The organism is Streptomyces plumbidurans (assembly GCF_019857225.1).
In the GTDB taxonomy this organism is placed as follows: Bacteria; Actinomycetota; Actinomycetes; order Streptomycetales; family Streptomycetaceae; genus Streptomyces; species Streptomyces plumbidurans.
This window is the reverse complement of the sequence record NZ_JAFJSY010000040.1, coordinates 87713-108619: the sequence shown is the minus strand read 5'-3', so window position 1 is coordinate 108619 and position 20907 is coordinate 87713. Positions and strand designations below refer to the sequence as shown.

Sequence of the window (20907 nt, the reverse complement as noted above, 5' to 3'; positions counted from 1 at the left end):
ACGACACAGCGGCGTTTCTGTGGGGTTGCTGTGAAGCGGCCGGGGGAAGCCTGGCATCGGATGGCGCTTTCTGTCAGGAGCGCGTCAGGAAGTTGGCCGGAATTGGTTCGTTGTCCGGATGTTCATGTCCGGTATGCGGACCCGGCATCGACCCGATACGGGACGCGACACGGCCGATACGAACCTGGCGCCGACCCGGCGCCAAGCGCGTCAGGTGCGGTCCCCGTGCCAGGTCCGCCACAGCGCCGCATACGCCCCCTCGGCCGCCACCAGCTCCTCGTGCGTGCCCAGTTCGGTCAGCCGGCCGTCCTCCATCACGGCAACCCGGTCCGCGTCGTGGGCGGTGTGCAGCCGGTGCGCGATGGCGATGACCGTGCGGCCCTCCAGCACGGCGGCCAGGGCCCGTTCGGTGTGCCGGGCCGTCGTCGGGTCCAGCAGCGCGGTGGCCTCGTCGAGGATCAGGGTGTGCGGGTCGGCCAGGACGACCCGGGCGAGGGCGAGTTGCTGCGCCTGCGAACCGTCGGTGGGGCAACCCCCCTCGCCGAGCGCCGTGTCGAGGCCGTCCGGCAGATCCCGCACCCAGTCGTCCGCGCCGACCGCCGTCAGCGCCGCCCACAACTGCCCGTCGTCGGCGGCCGGTTCGGCGATCAGCAGATTCTCGCGGACCGTACCGAGGAAGACATGGTGCTCCTGGGTGACCAGGACGACCTGACGGCGCAGCTGCTCGGGTCCCAGACCGACCACCGGCACCCCGCCGACCGTCACCGTGCCCTCGGTCGGCGCGTCGACGCCCGCGAGCAGCCGACTGAGCGTGGTCTTCCCGGCGCCGGACGGGCCCACCACCGCCAGCCGCTCGCCCGGCCGCACGGTCAGATCGACCCCGCGCAGCACCTCGCCGCCGCGGTCGTAGGCGTAGCGCACCCCGCTCACGTCGATCAGGTCACCGTCCGGCGTGAGCGGCTCGGCGTCCGGTGTCCGCGGCGCCCGGGCCAGTCCCTCCACGCGGGCGAACGAGGCGCCGCTGCTCTGCAGTTGCTCGATCCGCATCAGGATCTCGTCGAGCGGACCGCTCAGCCGCTGCAGATACAGGGCCGCCGCCACCACGGCGCCCAGACTCATCGTGCCCCGCCCGTGCAGCACGCCGCCGAGCAGCAGGACGATCACCACGGGCACGAGATACGAGACGTCCACCGCGGGAAAGAACACGGAGCGCAGGAACAGCGTGTACAACCGCGTGCGCCGGGAGGTCTCCAACGCGTCCCGGCTCGCCGCGATCCGCCGCTTCTCCAGCCGCAACGCCTCGACGGTGCGGGCGCCGGACGCCGTCGCCGCGACGATCTCCGCTACGTCGGAGGTGGCGGCACCCTCGGCGAGATAGCCGTCCCGGGCCCGGCGCAGATACCAGCGCAGCGCCCACCAGATGCCCATCAGACCGAGCAGCCCGCACGCGCCGAGCAGCGGGTTCAGCCAGAACACGGCGCCGAGCAGGAACAGCGACTGCACGGTGTTGATGAGCAGTTCGGGCCCGACGTCGCGCAGGGTGGTGCCGACCGTCGCCACGTCGCCCGTGCCGCGCGCCGTCAGATCACCGGTACCGGCCCGCTCCACCACGGCGGCGGGCAGGGTGAGGGTCCGCTCCACGAACTGCTCCCGCACCCGCGCCAGAGTCCGCTCGCCGAACCGGTGGCCCACGTAGCGCGCCCAGCGCGCGAGCACCAGTTGGGCCAGCGCGCAGAGCAGGATCCACAGCGCGAGACGGTCCACCGCGTCGACACCGTCGCCCGCCTTGACGTCGTCCACGATCCGGCCGACCAGCCAGGGGCCGGCCAGTCCCGCGGCGGCGGCGAGCGCGTTGAGCGCGAGTACGGCGATGAACGCTCCGCGGTCCGCCCGCAACAGCCGCACCGCTGCTCGGCGTACGTCGGAGGGCTCCGCGACGGGGAGTCGGCCCGACGGGTCCGCCGTCACCGTACGAACTCCTCGGCGTCGGCGTCGCGGGCCACGAGCGCGCGGTAGCCCGGTTCGGTGTCCAGGAGTTGGTGGTGGTCTCCGGTGGCTGTGACCTTGCCGTCCACGAGGTAGTACACGGTGTCCGCCCGGTCGAGCACGAGAGGGGAGGTCGTGGTGACCACGGTGGTACGGCCCTGGCGGGCGGCTCGGAGACGTTGGGCGACCAGGGCCTCGGTGTGGGCGTCGAGGGCGGAGGTCGGTTCCACGGCGAGGAGGATCTCGGGGTCGGCGAGGAGGGCTCTCGCGAGGCGGATGCGTTGGCGTTGGCCGCCGCTGAGGTTTCTTGCCTGGGGGTCGAGGGGGGAGTCGAGGCCGTTGGGGAGGGCGTGGAGGATGTCTTCTGCGGCGGCTGTGTGTAGGGCTGCTTGTTCGTTGGCGGGTGCGGGTTTGGTGTGGCTGGTCGCGCAGTTCCCCGCGCCCCTATAAGCCGTGCCGCTTACTGCTTCGTGCAGCGTTCCTGCGAAGAGGTCTGCTTCGTGGTCGGCTACCAGGATGTGCTCCCTGACCTGGTTCAAACGGATCTTGTCCAGCGGGATGTCGCCCCAGGTTGCCGTTGACGGGACATATCTGCCGAGCCTGTCCAGGATCGCTGTCGCGTCCGATGGGCGGGAGCAGGCCAGGGCCGTCAGGGTGCCGGGGTGTACTCGTACGCCCGACTCGGGGTCGTGCAGTACGGCCTGTCCTGTAGGTGCATCACAGGTGCCCGTGTCCGCAAGTGGCTCCAGTTGGAGGAAGCGGACCACCCGGCGGGCCGCCACCAGGCCGCGGCTGATCTGGTAGCCGCACTCGACCCAGAACGCCACCGGGCCGACCAGGACCGCGACATAGCCGTACACCGAGACCAACTCGCCGATGCTGATGGACCCTTGGGCGGCGAGCCGGGCCGCCAGCCAGGTGACGACGGCGAGGAACAGGGTGGGCAGGCCGACGCCGAGCGACTGCACCCAGCTGGTCACCGAGCCGACGCGGTAGCCCTGTCGGCGCAGTCGCTGCGAGTCGCGGTGGAAGGCGTCCGCGAACAGGCTTTTGCCGCCCAGGCCGTTGAGGACGCGCAGTCCGCCCGCGAGGTCCGCGATCCGCGCGGTGAGCACACCCTGCCGCTCGCGGTACTCCGCCTCCGTGCCCTGCAGCCGGGCGAGCAGTGGTCCGACGAGGACGACGATCAGCGGGAGGCCGAGGAGGACGACCGCGGCGATCAGCGTAGAGATCGACAGAAGCAGGCCCGCGACCACCAGATACGCCACGAGCGCGCCGACCCCGGGCCCCACCACCGTCAGCGAGTGGCTGATGGTCTGCACGTCGCCCACCCCGATGGTGACGACCTCACCGGCGCCGACCCGGCGCCGCAGCGCCGCACCGAGCCGGACCGCATGGCCCACGACCACCTTCACCGTGCGGAAGTTGGCGTCCATCCGCACCCGGGTCATCGTGCGGTGCCGCATGACGCCCAGCCAGGCGTTGACCGCCCCGACCGCGAAGAGCGCGCCCGTCCAGCCCGCCAGCGCCGGGAAGTCACCGGGCACCAGACCTTCGTCGACCGCCCGGGACAGCAGGTACGGCGTCGCCGCCAGCAGTATCATCCACACAGTGCCGAGCCCCGCACCGGCCAGCGACCGGCCGGCCTGGCAGCGCACCAGCCACCACAGATACCGTCCGCCGCCGCGACTGTCGGGCTCGCCCGGCTCCTCGTACGCGTCGATCATCCGACCCCCGATCCCGTGATCCGCTACGCGAGACTGTCCCGCCACGCCCGATGCAGGTCCGCGAACCTCCCTGTGCCCGCGATGAGTTCGGCCGGGCTGCCGTCCTCCACGAGCGTGCCGTGCTCCATGACCAGCACGCGGTCGGCGATCTCCACGGTCGAGAGCCGGTGTGCGATGACGATGGCGGTACGTCCCTGCAGCACCGTCGACATCGCGCGCTGCACCGCCCGCTCGCCCGGCACGTCCAGTGAGCTGGTCGCCTCGTCGAGGATCAGCACCGCCGGGTCGGCGAGCAACGCCCGTGCGAACGCCACGAGTTGGCGCTGGCCCGCGGAGATGCGGCCGCCCCGCTTGCGTACGTCCGTGTCGTACCCGTCCGGCAGCGCGCTGATGAACTCGTGCGCCCCGATCGCCTTCGCGGCCTGCTCGATCTCCTCGCGGCTCGCGTCCGGGCGGCCGATGGCGATGTTCTCGGCGACCGTGCCGGAGAACAGGAACGCCTCCTGCGTCACCATCACCACTCCGCGCCGCAGTTCGGCCACGGACAGCTCGCGCAGATCGACGCCGTCCAGCAGGACCCGTCCCTGGGAGGGGTCGTAGAACCGGGCGAGCAGCTTGGCCAGCGTCGACTTGCCCGCGCCGGTCGAGCCGACGACCGCGACCGTCTGCCCGGCGGGGACCGTCAGGTCGAAGCGGGGCAGGACCTCGCCGCCGGTGCGGTAGCCGAAGGCGACGGCGTCGAACACGACCTCGCGGCCCGGGTGTTCGCTCCTGAGCGGCGGCAGCTCCACGGGAGCCGGCGGCTCGGGCACGGACGGCGTCTGCGCGAGCAGCCCGGCGATCTTCTCCAGGGAGGCGGCCGCCGACTGGTACGCGTTCAGGAACATGCCGAGCCGGTCGATGGGGTCGTAGAGCCGGCGCAGATACAGCACCGCGCCCGCCAGCACACCGAGTTCGAGCGAGCCGCTCGCCACCCGGTAGGCGCCCCACAGCACGATGCCCGCGACGGCCGTGTTGGCGACCAGCCGGGAGCCGATCACATAGCGGGCCATCTCCAGCAGGGCGTCGCCGTTGACCCGCTCGTGCCGCCGGTTCTGCACCCGGAAGTCGGCGTCGTTGGCGGCCTCGCGGCGGAAGGCGCGCACCGGGCGGATGCCGTTCATGGTCTCGACGAACTTGACGATGACGGCCGCGATGGCGGTGGACCGCGCCCGGTACACCCGTACCGCGCGCCGCTGGTAGACGCGTACGAGCAGATACAGCGGCACGAAGGACGCCACCGCCACGGCGCCCAGCCCCAGGTCCAGCCAGAGCAGCATCGCCGAGATGTAGACGAAGGACAGGATGACCGTGATGAGTTCCTGCAGGCCCTCGTTGAGCAGCTCCCTGAGCGACTCCACGTCCGTCGTCGAACGGGAGATGAGACGGCCGCTCGTATAGCGCTCGTGGAAGTCGATGCTGAGCGCCTGCGCGTGCCGGAAGATCCGGCCGCGCAAGTCCAGCAGTACGTCCTGGTTGACGCGGGCCGAGGCGATGATGAACGCCGACTGCAGTCCGCCGGAGACCAGCGCGCACAGCAGATAGGCGACGGCCACGACGATCAGCGGCCCGTGGTCGTGGTCCCGGAAGGCCGGTACGGCGTTGTCGATCGCGTACGCCACCAGCAGCGGGCCAGCCTGCACCGCCGCCTGCTGGAGCAGCAGGAGGAGCGTGGTGAGGGCGACCCGGCCCTTCATCGGGGCGAGCAGGGAGCGCAGCAGCGCGGCGGTGGCGCCGGGGGGAGAGGGCAGGACGTCCCGGTCGAAGGGGTCGCCGGCGTCCTTGGGGCGGGGGAGGTCCGGCTCGTCTCCGGCCGTGGGCGCGGACGTCGTCACAGCCGTCATCGGTCGTCCTCCGCTTCTCCGGTCCCGGACATCAGGTGCGCGTACTCGGCGTTCGTGCGCAGCAGTTCGTGGTGGGTGCCCACGGCGGTGATGCGACCACCGGAGAGCAGCGCGACGCGGTCGGCGAGCAGGACCGTGGAGGGGCGGTGCGCCACGATGAGGGCGGTGGTGTCCGCGAGCACGTCCCGCAGGGCGGCCTCGACCGCGGCCTCGGTGTGCACGTCGAGCGCGGACAGGGGGTCGTCGAGGACGAGGAACCTCGGTCTTCCTACGACCGCACGCGCGAGCGCGAGGCGCTGGCGCTGGCCGCCGGAGAGGGTGAGGCCCTGCTCGCCGACCCGGGTGTCCGTGCCGTCGGGGAGCGCGTGGGCGAAGTCCGCCTGGGCGACGGCGAGGGCGCGGTTCAACTCGGCTGCGCCGGCGGTGTTTTCGGCGCCCATGAGGACGTTGTCCGCGATGCTCGCCGAGAAGAGGGTGGGTTCCTCGAAGGCTACGGCGACTTTTGAGCGGAGTTCTTCGCGGGACATGTCGGTGATGTCCGCTCCGTCCAGGGTGATGCGGCCGGAGGTGAGTTCGTGGAGGCGGGGGACCAGTGCGGTGAGGGTGGTTTTGCCGCTGCCTGTTGCGCCTACCAGGGCCATGGATTCGCCTGGGGGGATGTGGAGGGTGATGTTTTTCAGGACGGGGGGCGTTTCCTGCGGGGCGTCTGGGTAGCGGAACTGGACGTTGTCGAAGCGAAGTCCCTTGCCCTGAGCGCTCGTTGGGGCGGCGCCCGGCGCTGCAGGCTGTGCCCACCCGTTCCGCCGTGCGGAACGATTGCCCACAGCAGTAGCGGTAGCGGTATCAGCCTCGGGTGTTGCGTCCATGACCTCGAAATAGCGTTCCGTTGCTGTTGCTGCTTCCTGGGTCATGGCCAGGAGGAAGCCGATGGAGTCGACCGGCCAGCGCAGGGCGAGGGCTGTGGAGAGGAAGGCCACCAGGGTGCCGGCGGAGAGGGAGCCGTTCGCCACCTGGATCGTGCCCAGGGCCAGGGCCGCGCCGATCGCCACCTCCGGCAGCGTCACGATGACGCCCCAGATGGTGGCGAGCAGCCCGGCCTTGCGCAGTTCCGTGCCGCGCAGGGTCTGCGCCAGTTCCCGGAACGCGCGCGCCTGGCTGCGGTGCCTGCCGAAGCCCTTGACGATGCGGATGCCGAGCACGCTCTCCTCGACGACCGTGGTCAGATCGCCGACCTGGTCCTGGGCCCGCCGTGACGCGTGGGCGTAGCGCTTCTCGAAGACGGCGCAGGTGATGATCACGGGGACGGCGGGGCCGAGGATCACCAGCCCGAGCGTCCAGTCCTGGAGCAGCATGATGAGCACGCCGACGAGGATCGTCACGCCGTTGACGAACAGGAACGTCAGCGGGAAGGCGAGGAACTGGCGCAGCAGCATCAGGTCCGTCGTGCCGCGCGACAGCAGCTGGCCCGAGGACCAGCGGTCGTGGAAGGCGACCGGCAGCCGCTGCAGATGGCCGTAGAGATCCGCTCGCATCCCGGCCTCGACGCTCGACAGCGGCCGCGCCACCAGCCACCGCCGCAGCCCGAACAGCAGAGCCTCGGCGAGACCGAGCAGCAGCAGATACAGCGCCCCGAGCCATACGCCCGCCGGGTCCCGGTCGGCGACCGGCCCGTCCACCATCCACTTCAGGACGAGCGGGAACACCAGCCCCGTGCACGAGGCGACCACGGCGACGAACGCGGCCGTGAACAGCCGGGCCCGCACCGGCCGGACGTACGGCCACAGGCGCCGCAGCGTGCGCACGGCGGATCGTTCGCTGGTCTCCCGGGACTCTTCGGCGGCGGCGTGTGTAGTGGGCATCGGATGTGAGCCTACGGACCGGCACCGACAACGCCCACTGAGTTTTGGCCGGTCCGGTCGGTCCGGTCGTACGCCGGCATCAACCGATCGGTTGATGTCCCTTCGAGCGCGACGGCCGATGTGGCGGACCCCCGCCCCCGGCGACTCTGATGGCATGCCTGTCATCGAAGTCACCGATCTGCGCAAGACCTACGGCGGCCGTGCCGTCGTCGACGGTGTGTCCTTCGCCGTCGAGGAGGGCGAGATCTTCGGGATCCTCGGCCCCAACGGCGCCGGAAAGACCACCACCGTCGAGTGCATCGAGGGACTGCGCGTCCCGGACGGGGGCCGGGTCCGGGTCACCGGTCTCGACCCCGTCGCCGACCACGCGCGGGTGGCGCGCGTTCTCGGCGCCCAGCTGCAGCAGAGCGAGCTGCAGGGCAAGCTCACCGTCCGCGAGGCGCTCGAGCTGTACGCCTCCTTCTACCCGGACCCGCTCGACTGGGGGCCGCTCGCCGACCGGCTGGGTCTGACGGAGAAGCTGACCACCCGCTTCGCCAAACTCTCCGGAGGCCAGAAACAGCGCCTGTTCATCGCGCTCGCCCTGATCGGCAACCCCCGGATCGTCGTCCTCGACGAGCTCACCACCGGCCTGGACCCGCGGGCCCGCCGCGACACCTGGGAGCTGATCGAGGACGTACGGACCCAAGGGGTCACCGTCCTGCTCGTCACCCACTTCATGGAGGAGGCGCAGCGGCTGTGCGACCGGATCGCCGTGATCGACAAGGGGAAGGTGGCCGCCCTGGACAGCCCGGCCGGACTGATCCGGCGCTCGTCGGGAGCCACCGTCATCAGCTTCACCCCGTCCGCGCCGCTGGACGACCGTGAGCTGAACGCGCTGCCCGCGCTCGCCTCCGTCGAGCACCGGGACGGCCGTATCACGCTGGCCGGCACGGACGAGACGGTCAACGCCGTCATCACCCTGCTCGCCCGCCACCGCATCACCGCCCACCAGCTCCGTGTCGTGGACGCCACGCTCGACGACGCGTTCCTCGACCTGACCGACGCCCGCACGAAGGAGGCCACGGCATGAGCACCGCCGTACTGAGGACCGAGATCCGGCTGTTTCGCCGTGAGCCCGGCGCCGTCTTCTGGATCCTGCTCTTCCCGACGCTGCTGCTGCTGATCCTCGGCTCGATCCCGTCCTTCCGGCAGCACCAGGACGACCTCGGCGGACTGCGCACCATCGACGCGTACGTCCCGGTGGCCGTGCTGCTGGGGATGATCGTCGGCGGCCTGCAGTCCATGCCGCAGGCGCTGACCGGCTACCGCGAGCGCGGCATCCTGCGCCGGATGGCCACCACGCCCGTGCGCCCGAGCGCCCTGCTGACGGCGCAGATGGTGGTCTTCGGTGCCGCCTCCCTGGTGTCCGCGCTGCTGGTGCTGGTGGTCGGGCGGCTCGACTACGACGTACGACTGCCCAAGCAGGGCTTCGGATACCTCCTGGCCCTCGTGCTGGCCGTCCTGGCGGCCCTCGCTCTCGGATCGGTGGTGTCGGCGCTGTCCCGTACGACGAAGATCGCGGGCGCCATCGGCTCCGCCGTGTTCTTCCCGGCGATGTTCTGCGCGGGCGTGTGGCTGCCGGTGCAGGCCATGCCGCACGTGCTCGCGAGGATCGTGGGCTACACGCCCTTCGGCGCCGCGGCGCAGGCCCTCAACCAGGCGGCGGCCGGGCACTGGCCGGGCTGGGGCCATCTCGGGGTGCTGGTGGTGTGGATCCTGCTGCTGACGGGTGCGGCCACCCGCTGGTTCCGCTGGGAGTAGGCGGCCGACCGTGCAGACTGGGGACATGACCGCGGTGGACACACAGCTCGACAGACGATGGGAGCAGTTCCACACCTGGGGGCCGTACGGGCTGCTCGGCGCCGCTGTCGTCCTCGCGTTCGCCACCGCCGACCCACATGCCGCCCCGGCCAAGTGGTACGCCGCCTTCGGCCTGATCGCCGCAGCGATCGCGCTCCAGATGTGGTGGCACAGCACCCGGCCGCGCGGGCCCGACCGCCGCCGTACACCGTCCCGGACCGGGGCGGTGTACTACGCCGTCCGCTGGGCGCTGGCCTTCGCCCTCACCTACCTCAACCCCTTCTTCGCGTTCTACGCCGCCACCGGCTACATGGACGCCGACGAGACCCTGCCGCCCCGCTGGCACCGGCTCGGGCTGCTCGCGAGCGCGGCCACCGTGGCCGGGGCGCAGGCCGGCGGGGTGCCGTTCCACGGCGTGGTGCAGTGGATGGTCTTCGCCGCGCTGCTGGTCGCCAACTCCGGCCTGCAGATGGTGGTCGCGCATCTCACCGAGCAGGAGGCCGAGCGCGCCCGCGAACGCACCGAGACCATCACCGAACTCGAACGCACCAACGCCGCCCTGCAGCAGGCCCTCGACGAGAACGCCGCGCTGCACGCGCAGCTCCTCGTCCAGGCACGCGAGGCGGGGGTGGCCGACGAGCGGCGGCGGCTGGCGGCCGAGATCCACGACACCATCGCGCAGGGCCTGACCGGCATCATCGCCCAGCTCCAGGTCGTCGCGAACACCCCCGAGCGGGAGCCGGCCCACGAGCATCTGCACCGCGCCATGGACCTGGCCCGGCACAGCCTCGGCGAGGCCCGCCGCTCCGTGCAGAACCTGGCGCCGGTGGCGCTGGAGAACGACGGGCTGCCCGAGGCGCTGAAGAAGACGGTCGCCGAATGGGGCGAACGGACCGGAGTACGGGCCGAGTTCACGGTCACCGGCACCACGGAGCAGCTCCACGAGGAGGTCTCCGCCACCCTGTTGCGCATCGTCCAGGAGGCCCTGTCCAACGCGGCCCGGCACGCCCGCGCCTCACGCATCGGCGTCACCCTGTCCTTCATGGGCGACGAGGTCGTCCTCGACATCCGCGACGACGGCGCCGGCTTCGACCCGCTCGGACTTCCGGCCCGCAGCCGTTCCGGAGGGTTCGGCCTCGACGGCATGAGAGCCCGCGCCGAACGCATCGCGGGGTCGCTGGCGGTGGAGTCGGAACCCGGGCACGGCACCGCGCTGTCGGCTCGCGTACCGTTGGTCCGCCATGAGCGATGACGCCCTGATCTCTCTGCTGATCGTCGACGACCATCCCGTCGTACGCGACGGACTGCGCGGCATGTTCGAGTCGGCGCCCGGGTTCACGGTCCTCGGCGAGGCCTCGAACGGCGTCGAGGCGCTGGAGCGGACGGCCGCCCTCGACCCGGACGTGATCCTCATGGACCTGCGCATGCCGGGCGGCGGGGGAGTCGACGCCATCAAGGAACTGACCCGGCGCGGGGCCCGCGCCAAGGTCCTCGTCCTGACCACGTACGACACCGACACCGACACCCTGCCCGCCATCGAGGCCGGCGCGACGGGCTATCTCCTCAAGGACGCCCCACGCGACGAGCTGTTCACCGCCGTCCGAGCCGCCGCGGAAGGCCGCACGGTGTTGTCGCCCGCGGTCGCCTCCCGCCTGGTCTCCGCGGTCCGCTCACCGTCCACCCCCGGCAACGAGCCGCTGTCCACCCGCGAACGCGAGGTCCTCACCCTGGTCGCCAGGGGCACCTCCAACCGCGAGATCGCCCGCGAACTCTTCATCAGCGAGGCAACGGTGAAAACTCACCTCACCCACCTCTACGCCAAGCTGAACGTCAGCGACCGCGCAGCGGCGGTGGCCACGGCATACGAACGCGGCATCCTCGGCTGACACCGGCCACTACCGAGGCTCGGCCACCCTGAGCAACAACACCGCCCGTGCCGGCACCGTGATCGCCGTGCCCGCCCGGTGCTCCACCCCCGGTTCGGTCGCCTGCGACTCGCGTGAGGTGTCTACGACGACCTCGTAGTGGTTCGCCCACGGCGGTCCGGGGAGTACGAAGCTCGTCGGGCGGTCGCCGGCGTGGAGGACGGCGAGGAAGCTGTCGTCCAGGATCGGGGCGCCGTGTTCGTCGCGGCCCGGGATGTCTCGGCCGGAGAGGTACATGCCCAGGGTGGCGGCGGGGGCGTACCAGTCGCGTTCCGTCATTTCCGTGCCGCGTGCGGTGAACCAGGCGAGGTCGCGCAGGCCGTCGGCGGAGTGGGCGCGGCCGGAGAAGAAGGCGCGGCGGCGCAGGACCGGGTGTCGGTGGCGCAGGGTGATCAGGCGGGACGTGAGATCGTACAGGGCCTTCCAGGCGGGTTCGTTCAGCAGGTCCCAGTCCAGCCAGCTGATCTCGTTGTCCTGGCAGTAGGCGTTGTTGTTGCCGCGCTGGGTGCGGCCCATCTCGTCGCCCGCGACCAGCATCGGCACGCCCGTCGACAGCAGCAGGGTGGTCAGCAGGTTCCTGAGCTGGCGGCGCCTGAGACCCCGCACCCGTTCGTCGGGCGTCTCGCCCTCCGCCCCGCAGTTCCAGGCGCGGTTGTCGTCCGTGCCGTCGCGGTTGCCCTCGCCGTTGGCCTCGTTGTGCTTGCGCTCGTAGGACACCAGGTCGCGCAGCGTGAACCCGTCGTGCGCGGTGACGAAGTTGACGGAGGCGTACGGACGCCGGCCGCCCCAGGCGTACAGGTCGCTGGAGCCCGACAGCCGGTAGCCCAGGTCCCGTACGTCCGGCAGCGCCCCCCGCCAGAAGTCCCGTACGGCGTTGCGGTACCGGTCGTTCCACTCCGTCCACAGGGGCGGGAAGGCGCCCACCTGGTACCCGCCGGAGCCCACGTCCCACGGCTCGGCGATCAGCTTCACGCGCCGGAGCACCGGGTCCTGGGCGATGACCGCCAGGAACGGGGAGAGCATGTCGACGTCGTGCATCGAGCGGGCCAGCGCGGCGGCGAGGTCGAAGCGGAAGCCGTCCACGCCCATCTCCGTCACCCAGTACCGCAGCGAGTCGGTGATCAGCCGCAGCACGTGCGGCTGCACCACGTGCAGGGTGTTCCCGCAGCCCGTGTAGTCGGCGTAGCGCCGGGCGTCCGACTGGAGGTGGTAGTAGCCCCGGTTGTCGATGCCCTTCATCGACAGGGTCGGCCCGTACTCGTTCGCCTCCGCCGTGTGGTTGTAGACCACGTCGAGGATGACCTCGATCCCGGCCGCGTGCAGCGCGCGCACCATGCGCTTGAACTCGCCGACCTGCCCGCCCGTCGTCCCGGACGCGGCGTACGCGGCGTGCGGGGCGAAGTAGCCGATGGAGTTGTAGCCCCAGTAGTTCTTCAGGCCCCGGCGCAGCAGATGGTCCTCGTGCGCGAACTGGTGGACGGGCAGCAGCTCGACGGCCGTGACGCCCAGCCCGACGAGGTGCTCGATCGCCGCCGGATGCGCCAGCCCGGCGTACGTGCCCCGCAGGTCCTGCGGAATCCCGGGGTGCAGCTTGGTGAATCCCCGCACGTGCAGCTCGTAGATGACCGAGTCCGCCCACGGCGTCTTCGGGCGGCGGTCGTCGGCCCAGTCGTCGTCATCGTGGACGACCACCCCCTTGGGGACGTACGGCGCCGAGTCCCGGTCGTCGCGCACGGTGTCGGCGACCTGCTGCTGCGGCCAGTCGCGCACATGCCCGTACACCTCCGGCGGCAGGCCGAAGTCGCCGTCCACCGCGCGTGCGTACGGGTCCAGCAGCAGCTTCGCCGGGTTCCAGCGGCCGCCGGTCCACGGGTCCCAGCGGCCGTGCACCCGGTAGCCGTAGCGCTGCCCGGGCATGACGCCCGGCACGAAGCCGTGCCAGATCTCGTGCGTCAGCTCGTTGAGCCGGGTCCGGGTCTCCCTGCCCCGCTCGTCGAACAGGCACAGCTCGACCGCCTCCGCCCCGCCAGCCCACAGCGCGAAGTTGGTGCCCGCCACCCCGTCAGGACCGACCCGGAACCGGGCCCCGAGCGGTGTCGGCGCACCGGGCCGCACCGGCACCCCCGGCCTCTTCCGGGGCGCGCCGTTGACCACGGCGGCCGGGTGTTCGCCCCCTTCGGCCTGCCCCTCGGCCACCGCCTCCTGCTCGGCTGCGCTGGACACCTCTCAGCCTCCCACGGCTCATGGGACGACGCCCACGCAGCCGCGGCGTCCCGGCCACGGCTCCCCGTCGTCGTCCTCCCCACTGTTCTGCCCAGAGCACGGCCGGGCGACCCCGGGGACCTGCACTCACGTTTCTCCGGGGCGTCATGGTCGTTGGGCAGCCCGTGAGGCATGCACAAGGGCGCGCACGGCGCGCGGGGGCCGCTCTGGCCGCCGTACTGACATGGGCGGCACTGCTGGCCCAACTGACCGGCTGCACTGCGCACTCCGCGGGCAGCGGCGGCATCGGGGAGGCGTTCGGCAAAGCACCGGCGCCCGAGGACGTCATCCGCGTCTCGCCGGACGACGGCAGCAAGGGCGTCCACCCGGAGCGCAAACTCCTGGTCCGGGTGGACAGCGGCCGTCTGCAGTCGGTGAAGGTCGTCAAGTCCCAGGACGCACAGGAGACCCCGGTGCCCGGCCGGATCTCCGGGGACGGCCTGCGCTGGGAACCCGAGGACCCCAGGCTGTCGCTGGCCGCCAAGTACACGGTCGACGCGATCGCCCTGGACGGCCACGGACGCAGGTCCGCACGGCACACGACGTTCACCACGTACGTCCCGGACGAGCGCTTCATCGGCTACGTCACGCCGGAGAACCGTTCCACCGTCGGCACCGGAATGATCGTCTCCATGGCGTTCAACCGGGAGATCGAGCACCGGGCCGCCGTCCAGCGCGCCATCCACGTCACCGCGAGACCGGCCGTGCAGATCCGCCCGCACTGGTTCGGCAAGGCCCGCCTCGACTTCCGCCCCGAGCACTACTGGAAGCCCGGCACCCAGGTCACCGTCTCCCTCGCACTGCGCGACGTCGAGGGCGCCCGCGGCGTCTACGGACTGCAGGACAAGACGTTCTCGTTCACCGTCGGCCGCAGCCAGATCTCCGTGGTGGACGCGGCCGCCCACACCATGCAGGTACGGCGCTCCGGAGCACTGCTGGCCACGGTGCCGATCACGGCCGGGGCACCCAAGCACACCACGTACAACGGGACGATGGTGGTGATGGAGATGCTGGAGCTGACCCGGATGAACGGCGCCACGGTCGGCTTCAAGAAGGAGAACGGCAAGGGCGAGTACGACATCCCGGACGTCCCGCACGCGCTGCGCCTGACCGATTCCGGCACCTTCCTGCACGGCAACTACTGGGCGCCCAACGCCCCCGGACATGTCAACGTCAGCCACGGGTGCGTGGGGCTCAGGGACGTCAAGGGCGGCAGCTCCGACACTCCGGCCGGCTGGTTCTTCGACCGCACGCTCGTCGGTGACGTGATCCAGGTCGTGCACAGCAATGACAAAAAGGTCGCTCCCGACAACGGCCTCGGAGGATGGAATATGGGGTGGAAGGAGTGGAAGGCGGGCGGCGCGGTCAAATAACCGGTGAGGGGGCGGGGATCGAGCCGGGCGCAGGAGTCGATGTTGCGACTGAACGGTGACCTTCACCTGACACGATCCCCAAATTCTTGCGGTTAATATGCGCCAATGCGCGCGTGGTACGCGCCGGGGCGCGGGCCTGACCAGGCCCGGCGAGGGGAGAACAACTTGAACGTGCGGCCGATATCGGGGGCGTCGGTTGACGCGGGCGGACGCGGGCGCCGGGCAGTGCCGGCACTCATATGCGGCGTGCTGCTGCTGGCCGTCACCGCGTGCGGGGGCGGGGGCTCGGGTTCCGGGGCGTCCGGCGACAGCAAGGCCAAGGGGGCGGACGCGGCGCAGAGCAAGCAGTCGGAGGCGGTGGTCACGATCGCCCCCAAGAACGCTGCGAAGTCCGTCGACACGACCGGCGCCCTCAAGGTGACCGCGAGCAAGGGCAGGTTGACCGCGGTCGAGGTCAAGGACGACAAGGGGGCGGCGGTCCCCGGGAAGATCACCGGCGGCGGCACCGGCTGGACTCCGTCCACGCATCTCGCGGCCGCCACCAAGTACACGGTGCACGCGGTCGCCAAGGACTCCGAGGGCCGTGAGGCGGCGGAGGACTCCAGCTTCACCACCCTCACCCCGCACAACACCTTCATCGGCAACTTCACCCCCGAGAACGGCTCCACGGTGGGCGTGGGGATGCCGTTCTCGCTCCGCTTCACCCGGGGCATCACGCACCCCGAGGATGTCGAGAAGGCCATCAGCATCAAGACCGAGCCGGCCGTCGACGTCGAGGGCCACTGGTTCGGCAACGACCGCCTCGACTTCCGCCCGGAGAAGTACTGGGCGTCCGGCACGAAGGTCACGGTGAAGCTGAACCTCGACGGCGTCGAGGGCCGCCCGGGCGTCTACGGCAAGCAGGTCAAAACGGTGAAGTTCACCATCGGCCGCAACCAGGTCTCTGTCGTCGACGCCAAGACCCACAAGATGAAGGTCACCCAGGACGGCAAGGTCGTCAAGACCATCCCCGTCACCACCGGAAAGCCCGGCTACGACACCTGGAACGGCCGGATGGTCATCAGCGAGCGGCTGCGGGTGACCCGTATGAACGGCGAAACGGTCGGCTACGGCGGCGAGTACGACATCAAGGACGTGCCCGACGCGATGCGCCTGACCGACTCCGGCACCTTCATCCACGGCAACTACTGGGGCGGCGGAGCCTTCGGCAACTACAACTCCAGCCACGGCTGCGTCGGCCTGCAGGACACGCGCGGCGGCTACGACCGCAGTCTGCCCGGCGGGTGGTTCTTCGACCACTCGATCGTCGGCGACGTGGTCGAGGTCAAGCGCTCCCACGACCGCACGGTCGACCCGGCCAACGGCCTCAACGGCTGGAACATGTCGTGGGAGAAGTGGAAGGCGTAGGCCCTCCGCGGTCCGTGCCGCATGACGTACGGCCCCGGTGTGAGGTACTGCACCGGGGCCGTTGCCGTTAGTCCCCGTTAACCTGCCCTCATGACCGTGAATCTCGAAGTCGCCGAAGGTGTCGGCACCATCCGCCTCGACCGTCCGCCGATGAACGCGCTGGACGTGGCCACGCAGGACCGCTTGAAGGAACTCGCCGAGGAGGCGACCCGGCGCGAGGACGTACGGGCCGTGATCGTGTACGGCGGGGAGAAGGTGTTCGCGGCGGGTGCGGACATCAAGGAGATGCAGAACATGGACCACGCGGCGATGGTCCTGCGCTCCCGAGCCCTGCAGGACTCGTTCACTGCCGTGGCCCGCATCCCCAAGCCGGTGGTCGCGGCGATCACGGGCTATGCGCTGGGCGGCGGCTGCGAGTTGGCGCTGTGCGCGGACTATCGCATCGCGGCGGAGAACGCCAAGCTGGGGCAGCCGGAGATCCTGCTCGGGCTGATCCCGGGGGCGGGCGGCACCCAGCGGCTGTCGCGGCTGGTCGGGCCGTCGAAGGCGAAGGACCTGATCTTCACCGGCCGTATGGTCAAGGCGGACGAGGCGCTGACACTGGGCCTGGTGGACCGCGTGGTCCCGGCCGAGGAGGTCTATACGGCGGCGCACGCGTGGGCGGCGCGGCTGGCGCAGGGCCCGGCGATCGCCCTGCGGGCCGCGAAGGAGTCGATCGACACCGGCCTGGAGACGGACATCGAGACGGGCCTTGCGGTCGAACGGAACTGGTTCGCAGGGCTGTTCGCGACGGAGGACCGCGAGCGCGGAATGCGGAGCTTCGTCGAGGAAGGGCCGGGGAAGGCGAAGTTCCTCTGAGCGACGGGACGGTCGAGGCAGTGGTTGCTGTGAACATCCGCGAAACCACTTGCAATTGACACGGCGTCTGATCCGGATCGCTCGATGGGGCGCATTATGGGAGCCTTAAGGCAACCTTAAGTCTGCCTCGTCGAGGGAGGGTGTCGATTGCCAGTGGGCCGGCCTTCACCGCAGGCCGGACGGGCTGTTGACGCTTCCGAACTGCCGTAGGCATATGCCGAACGAACCATTCGGAAGGACGCGTTCCGGGGGGCGTATTCCCCCGGAACGGCCCCGGAGGGCGCTTCGTGCGGCCATGATGGGGGCATGGCGGGGCTGGATGGCATCGAACAGCCGCGGGGACACAGCCGTGTGACGGCGGCGCGCTGGTCGCCCGCGGTCGAGGACGAGCAGGCGCTCAAGGCGCTCGAGTTGTTCGGCAACCCGACCGAGGCGGAGGTCCCGCTGCCGTCCCGCCCGGAGTCCGCCGCCACCGCCCGCCGGCTCACCCAGGTCGTGGTCCTGCGGCAGTGGGGCCTCACCCCCAAGATGACCGAGGACGCCGTCCTGCTCGTCTCCGAACTCGTCGGCAACGCGGTCCGCCACACCGGCGCCCGCACCTTCGGCCTGCGCATGCGCCGCCGCCGCGGCTGGCTCCGCATCGAGGTCCGCGACCCCTCCCGAGGCCTCCCCTGCCTCATGCCGGTCCAGGACATGGACATCAGCGGCCGAGGCCTCTTCCTGGTCGACAAACTCTCCGACCGCTGGGGAGTCGACCTACTGCCCCGCGGCAAGACGACGTGGTTCGAGATGAGGGTGGCGGACCGCTAGGGCGCGGCTGGCCGCCGGGGCGAGGGTGATCATCGGGGCGGGGGCGGTTGCCGGGGTGGGGCTGATTCTCGGGGGAGGGTCGACCGCTTGGGCAGGCCAGGGATGGGGTGACCGCCGGGAGCAGGGCCGATCGCTGGCGCCAGCGCTGACGGCCGGGGCGGGTCCGATCGCTGGGGGCGGACCAGCACGGCAGGGCCGATCAGCAGGGCGGGGGCGACTGCGCGGGCGGCGTGCATAAACGGGTGGCTGTGGGTTGCGACCCGGGGACATGCGCCGATCGGGTCAATCGGCCGTTTTTTTGCTTATCGCCCTTTAAATGGTGCGGTGACCTCGACCGACCGCCGGACGGCGCTCCGTACGGGCGCCGGGCTTCTTGCCGCAGGTGTCCTCACCGCAGGCTGCGCGCCGAACGGCGCCGTCGCGCACTCCACGCCGGTGGCGCACACCACCGCCGATCCCCCCGCCCAGACGCCGGCGCCCCCACCCCGCGCTTACCCGGGTCAACCCGCCCAGCTCACCCACGGCCCCCGCACCCGCCCACGCGTGGCCCTCACCTTCCACGGCCAGGGCGACCCCGCCATCGCCCGCGCCCTGCTCGCCGCGGCGGAGAAGCACGGGGCCCGCGTCACCGTACTGGCCGTCGGCAGCTGGCTCGACCAGCACCCGGAGCTGGCCCGCCGCATCCTCGACGGCGGCCACGACCTCGGCAACCACACCCAGCGGCACCTGGCCATCAACACCATGGCCGAGGCCGACGCCCGCACCGAGATCACCGCCTGCGCCGGTCGCCTGAAGAAGCTGACCGGCTCCATCGGGACCTGGTTCCGCCCCTCCCGGGCTCCGCTCGCGTCCCCTTTGGTCGTGGACCTGGCCCGCGCCGCCGGTTACCCCCACGTCCTGTCGTACGACGTCGACTCGCTCGACTACACCGCCCCCGGCGCGGACGCCGTCGTACGCAACGTCCTCGGCAAGGTTCAACGCGGATCCGTGGTGAGCCTGCACTTCGGCTACCAGGACACGGTCGCCGCGCTCCCCGTCGTACTGCAAGAACTCGCCCACCGCGGCCTGTCCGCCGTGACCACCACGGAGCTGTTCACCTGATGCACCCCACCCGGCACACCCGCGCCCTGATCGCCGCCGGCGTCCTCGCCGTGCTCGCCCCCCTCGCTTCGTGCGCCGGCGCACCCGGACAGCACAGCAACGAGGCCCTCGGCAGCAAGCCCGCCGCCGCCCCGGCGCACAAGAAGGCACCCCCTCCGGGTCTGCCCGGGATGCCGCCCGTGCTCGACCCGCACGACGTGTACGCGGCCGACCGCCCGAACCGGCTCTCCCCGGTGGTCCGGGACTTCCCCTCCCGCGTCTACGTCCCCAACACCAACTCCAACACGGTCTCGGTCATCGACCCGAAGACGTACAAGGTCATCGAGACGATCCCGGTCGGCATCCAGCCCCAGCACGTCGTCCCCTCCTGGGACCTCAAGACGCTGTGGGTCAACAACGACAAGGGCAACACCCTCACCCCCATCGACCCGAGGACGGGGAAGGCCGGCCCGACGGTCGACGTCCACGACCCCTACAACCTCTACTTCACGCCCGACGGCAAGTACGCCATCGTCATGGCCTCCCTCGACCGCGAACTCGTCTTCCGCGACGCGCACACCATGAAGCGCGTGAAGACCGTCCCGGTCACCTGCTACGGCGTCAACCACGCCGACTTCTCCGCCGACGGCCGGTACTTCATCGTCTCCTGCGAGTTCAGCGGCGAACTGCTCAAGGTCGACACGGCGAGCATGAAGGTGATCGGCCAGGAGAAGCTGCCGTTCGACGGGTCGATGCCGCAGGACGTCAAGATCTCGCCCGACGGCAAGCGGTTCTACATCGCCGACATGGCCGCCGACGGCGTATGGATCCTGGACGGCGACCGGTTCACCCGCCCCACCCTGCTGCACACCGGCAAGGGCGCCCACGGCCTCTACGTCAGCCGCGACTCGCGCGAGATGTACATCTCCAACCGCGGCGAGGGCTCCGTCTCCGTCTTCGACTTCCGCGAGAACAAGCTCACCAAGAAGTGGCGGCTGCCCGACGGCGGCAGCCCCGACATGGGCGGCGTCTCGGCGGACGGCAAGGTGCTGTGGCTGTCGGGACGCTACAACTCCGAGGTGTACGCCATCGACACCCGCACCGGCGAGCAGCTGGCCCGCATCAAGGTCGGCAGCGGCCCGCACGGCCTCGCGGTGTACCCGCAGCCGGGCCGCTACTCGCTCGGCCACACCGGCGTCTTCCGCTGAGCCCGCCTCGCGGAGTCCGAACTAGCGCGCGTGCAGCAGCAGTTCCGACCCCACGGGGCGATAGCCCGCCGCCAGGAACGCCCGCAGGCTCCGGGCGTTGCCCGGCGCGACCTGCGCCCACAGCGGCTCGCCGGCGAGATGACGGGCCGCCGTCACCAGCGCCCGACCCAGCCCCCGTTGCCGCGCCTCCTCGTCGACCTCGACGGAGACCTCCAGCCGCCCGCCGACCCCGCGCCCCGTCACCAGCACCCCGCCCTCGGCCGCCCACGCCCGCACCTCGTCACGCCGCCCGCGGGCGTAGACGACGCGCGAGTGCCCGGCGTCCCCGATCTCCTCAAGGGCGAGCGGCGCCGCGCCCGGCAGCGGGGCGGCGACCAGCATCGCGTCGATCGTCTCGGCCGTACGCCCCGTCCGCTCGGCGAACGCCGCCAGGAAAAGCGGGTTCATGGGCGCGGCCAGCGCGTCGCAGTCGACGGCGCGCAGCGCGCGGCGGACCCAGTCCGGGTCCTCGTCGGTGAGGACGACGGCGTGCGCGGTGAAGGCGAGCACCCCCGCGTCCCGCTCGCAGTCCTGCGGGACCACCGTCGTACGACCGTCGGCGGGCGGGAAGACACCGCGGGCGGCGGCGTCGAGAATGTCCCGCAACGTCTCCATCGCGCTCCTTGAGTCTCCACCCACTGGAAGGCC

Annotated in this window: 16 protein-coding genes; 10 read left to right on the top strand and 6 right to left on the bottom strand. The window is 71.1% G+C overall.

What is annotated here, in order from left to right:
• Positions 1-210: 210 nt before the first annotated feature.
• From JYK17_RS24895 to JYK17_RS24880, 4 genes are read right to left on the bottom strand one after another with little or no spacing between them, the layout of a single operon-like run.
• On the bottom strand, positions 211-1968 hold the full coding sequence (locus JYK17_RS24895) for an ABC transporter ATP-binding protein (protein WP_128801891.1): 1758 nt from the start codon (positions 1966-1968) through the stop codon (positions 211-213).
• Positions 1965-3713, bottom strand: a complete 1749-nt coding sequence (locus tag JYK17_RS24890) for an ABC transporter ATP-binding protein (protein WP_222811206.1) — start codon at positions 3711-3713, stop codon at positions 1965-1967. Before JYK17_RS24890 ends, JYK17_RS24895 begins: the two co-directional genes overlap by 4 nt.
• A gap of 23 nt (positions 3714-3736) precedes the next feature.
• Entirely contained in the window at positions 3737-5596 is a 1860-nt protein-coding gene (locus tag JYK17_RS24885) for an ABC transporter ATP-binding protein (protein ID WP_108015562.1), read from the bottom strand.
• On the bottom strand, positions 5593-7455 hold the full coding sequence (locus JYK17_RS24880; protein WP_222811205.1) for an ABC transporter ATP-binding protein: 1863 nt from the start codon (positions 7453-7455) through the stop codon (positions 5593-5595). The genes JYK17_RS24885 and JYK17_RS24880 overlap by 4 nt, the downstream gene beginning before the upstream one ends.
• 154 nt (positions 7456-7609) lie before the next feature.
• Between JYK17_RS24880 and JYK17_RS24875 the strand changes: the two genes are divergently transcribed.
• The 4 genes from JYK17_RS24875 to JYK17_RS24860 are packed head-to-tail and all read left to right on the top strand — an operon-like array spanning position 7610 to position 11183.
• Positions 7610-8527: an ABC transporter ATP-binding protein gene (locus JYK17_RS24875; RefSeq protein WP_164932161.1), complete on the top strand. Its 918-nt coding sequence runs from the start codon at positions 7610-7612 to the stop codon at positions 8525-8527.
• Entirely contained in the window at positions 8524-9258 is a 735-nt protein-coding gene (locus tag JYK17_RS24870) for an ABC transporter permease (RefSeq protein WP_222811204.1), read from the top strand. The genes JYK17_RS24875 and JYK17_RS24870 overlap by 4 nt, the downstream gene beginning before the upstream one ends.
• Positions 9259-9283: 25 nt before the next feature.
• A complete protein-coding gene (locus JYK17_RS24865) occupies positions 9284-10549 on the top strand; it encodes a sensor histidine kinase (RefSeq protein ID WP_222811203.1) in 1266 nt (421 codons plus the stop codon).
• Positions 10539-11183 carry a response regulator gene (locus JYK17_RS24860; protein WP_128801888.1) on the top strand — a complete coding sequence of 215 codons (645 nt, stop codon included), beginning with the start codon at positions 10539-10541 and terminating at the stop codon, positions 11181-11183. The genes JYK17_RS24865 and JYK17_RS24860 overlap by 11 nt, the downstream gene beginning before the upstream one ends.
• Before the next feature lie 9 nt (positions 11184-11192).
• On the opposite strand, the gene glgX is transcribed toward JYK17_RS24860, so the two are convergent.
• Complete coding sequence (gene glgX / locus JYK17_RS24855; RefSeq protein ID WP_128801887.1) at positions 11193-13445, bottom strand: glycogen debranching protein GlgX; 2253 nt, start codon at positions 13443-13445, stop codon at positions 11193-11195.
• 164 nt (positions 13446-13609) lie between these two features.
• Between glgX and JYK17_RS24850 the strand changes: the two genes are divergently transcribed.
• The 6 genes from JYK17_RS24850 (at position 13610) to JYK17_RS24825 (ending at position 20220) form a co-directional block, all read left to right on the top strand.
• A complete protein-coding gene (locus JYK17_RS24850) occupies positions 13610-14857 on the top strand; it encodes a L,D-transpeptidase (protein ID WP_222811202.1) in 1248 nt (415 codons plus the stop codon).
• A 165-nt stretch (positions 14858-15022) separates the two neighbouring features.
• Positions 15023-16264 (top strand): L,D-transpeptidase, encoded by a 1242-nt coding sequence (locus JYK17_RS24845; protein WP_181362649.1) that lies wholly within the window; start codon positions 15023-15025, stop codon positions 16262-16264.
• A 90-nt stretch (positions 16265-16354) separates the two neighbouring features.
• Positions 16355-17122, top strand: coding sequence for an enoyl-CoA hydratase/isomerase family protein (locus JYK17_RS24840; protein ID WP_108015553.1), 768 nt, complete (start codon positions 16355-16357; stop codon positions 17120-17122).
• Between the two features lie 306 nt (positions 17123-17428).
• Entirely contained in the window at positions 17429-17932 is a 504-nt protein-coding gene (locus JYK17_RS24835; protein ID WP_108015552.1) for an ATP-binding protein, read from the top strand.
• Between the two features lie 324 nt (positions 17933-18256).
• Positions 18257-19033 (top strand): polysaccharide deacetylase family protein, encoded by a 777-nt coding sequence (locus tag JYK17_RS24830; protein ID WP_108015551.1) that lies wholly within the window; start codon positions 18257-18259, stop codon positions 19031-19033.
• Positions 19033-20220, top strand: a complete 1188-nt coding sequence (locus tag JYK17_RS24825; protein ID WP_128801885.1) for a YncE family protein — start codon at positions 19033-19035, stop codon at positions 20218-20220. The genes JYK17_RS24830 and JYK17_RS24825 overlap by 1 nt, the downstream gene beginning before the upstream one ends.
• A 21-nt stretch (positions 20221-20241) precedes the next feature.
• On the opposite strand, the gene JYK17_RS24820 is transcribed toward JYK17_RS24825, so the two are convergent.
• Positions 20242-20874 carry a GNAT family N-acetyltransferase gene (locus JYK17_RS24820; protein ID WP_222811201.1) on the bottom strand — a complete coding sequence of 211 codons (633 nt, stop codon included), beginning with the start codon at positions 20872-20874 and terminating at the stop codon, positions 20242-20244.
• Positions 20875-20907: the final 33 nt, after the last annotated feature.

Excerpts from the sequence above, each read along its gene's own strand:
- JYK17_RS24820 (WP_222811201.1), bottom strand. The coding sequence starts at position 20,874 with ATGGAGACGTTGCGGGACATTCTCGACGCCGCCGCCCGCGGTGTCTTC.
- JYK17_RS24890 (WP_222811206.1), bottom strand. The coding sequence starts at position 3,713 with ATGATCGACGCGTACGAGGAGCCGGGCGAGCCCGACAGTCGCGGCGGC.
- JYK17_RS24825 (WP_128801885.1), top strand. The coding sequence starts at position 19,033 with ATGCACCCCACCCGGCACACCCGCGCCCTGATCGCCGCCGGCGTCCTC.
- JYK17_RS24875 (WP_164932161.1), top strand. The coding sequence starts at position 7,610 with ATGCCTGTCATCGAAGTCACCGATCTGCGCAAGACCTACGGCGGCCGT.
- JYK17_RS24840 (WP_108015553.1), top strand. The coding sequence starts at position 16,355 with ATGACCGTGAATCTCGAAGTCGCCGAAGGTGTCGGCACCATCCGCCTC.
- JYK17_RS24865 (WP_222811203.1), top strand. The coding sequence starts at position 9,284 with ATGACCGCGGTGGACACACAGCTCGACAGACGATGGGAGCAGTTCCAC.
- JYK17_RS24835 (WP_108015552.1), top strand. The coding sequence starts at position 17,429 with ATGGCGGGGCTGGATGGCATCGAACAGCCGCGGGGACACAGCCGTGTG.
- JYK17_RS24880 (WP_222811205.1), bottom strand. The coding sequence starts at position 7,455 with ATGCCCACTACACACGCCGCCGCCGAAGAGTCCCGGGAGACCAGCGAA.
- JYK17_RS24860 (WP_128801888.1), top strand. The coding sequence starts at position 10,539 with ATGAGCGATGACGCCCTGATCTCTCTGCTGATCGTCGACGACCATCCC.
- JYK17_RS24870 (WP_222811204.1), top strand. The coding sequence starts at position 8,524 with ATGAGCACCGCCGTACTGAGGACCGAGATCCGGCTGTTTCGCCGTGAG.
- JYK17_RS24885 (WP_108015562.1), bottom strand. The coding sequence starts at position 5,596 with ATGACGGCTGTGACGACGTCCGCGCCCACGGCCGGAGACGAGCCGGAC.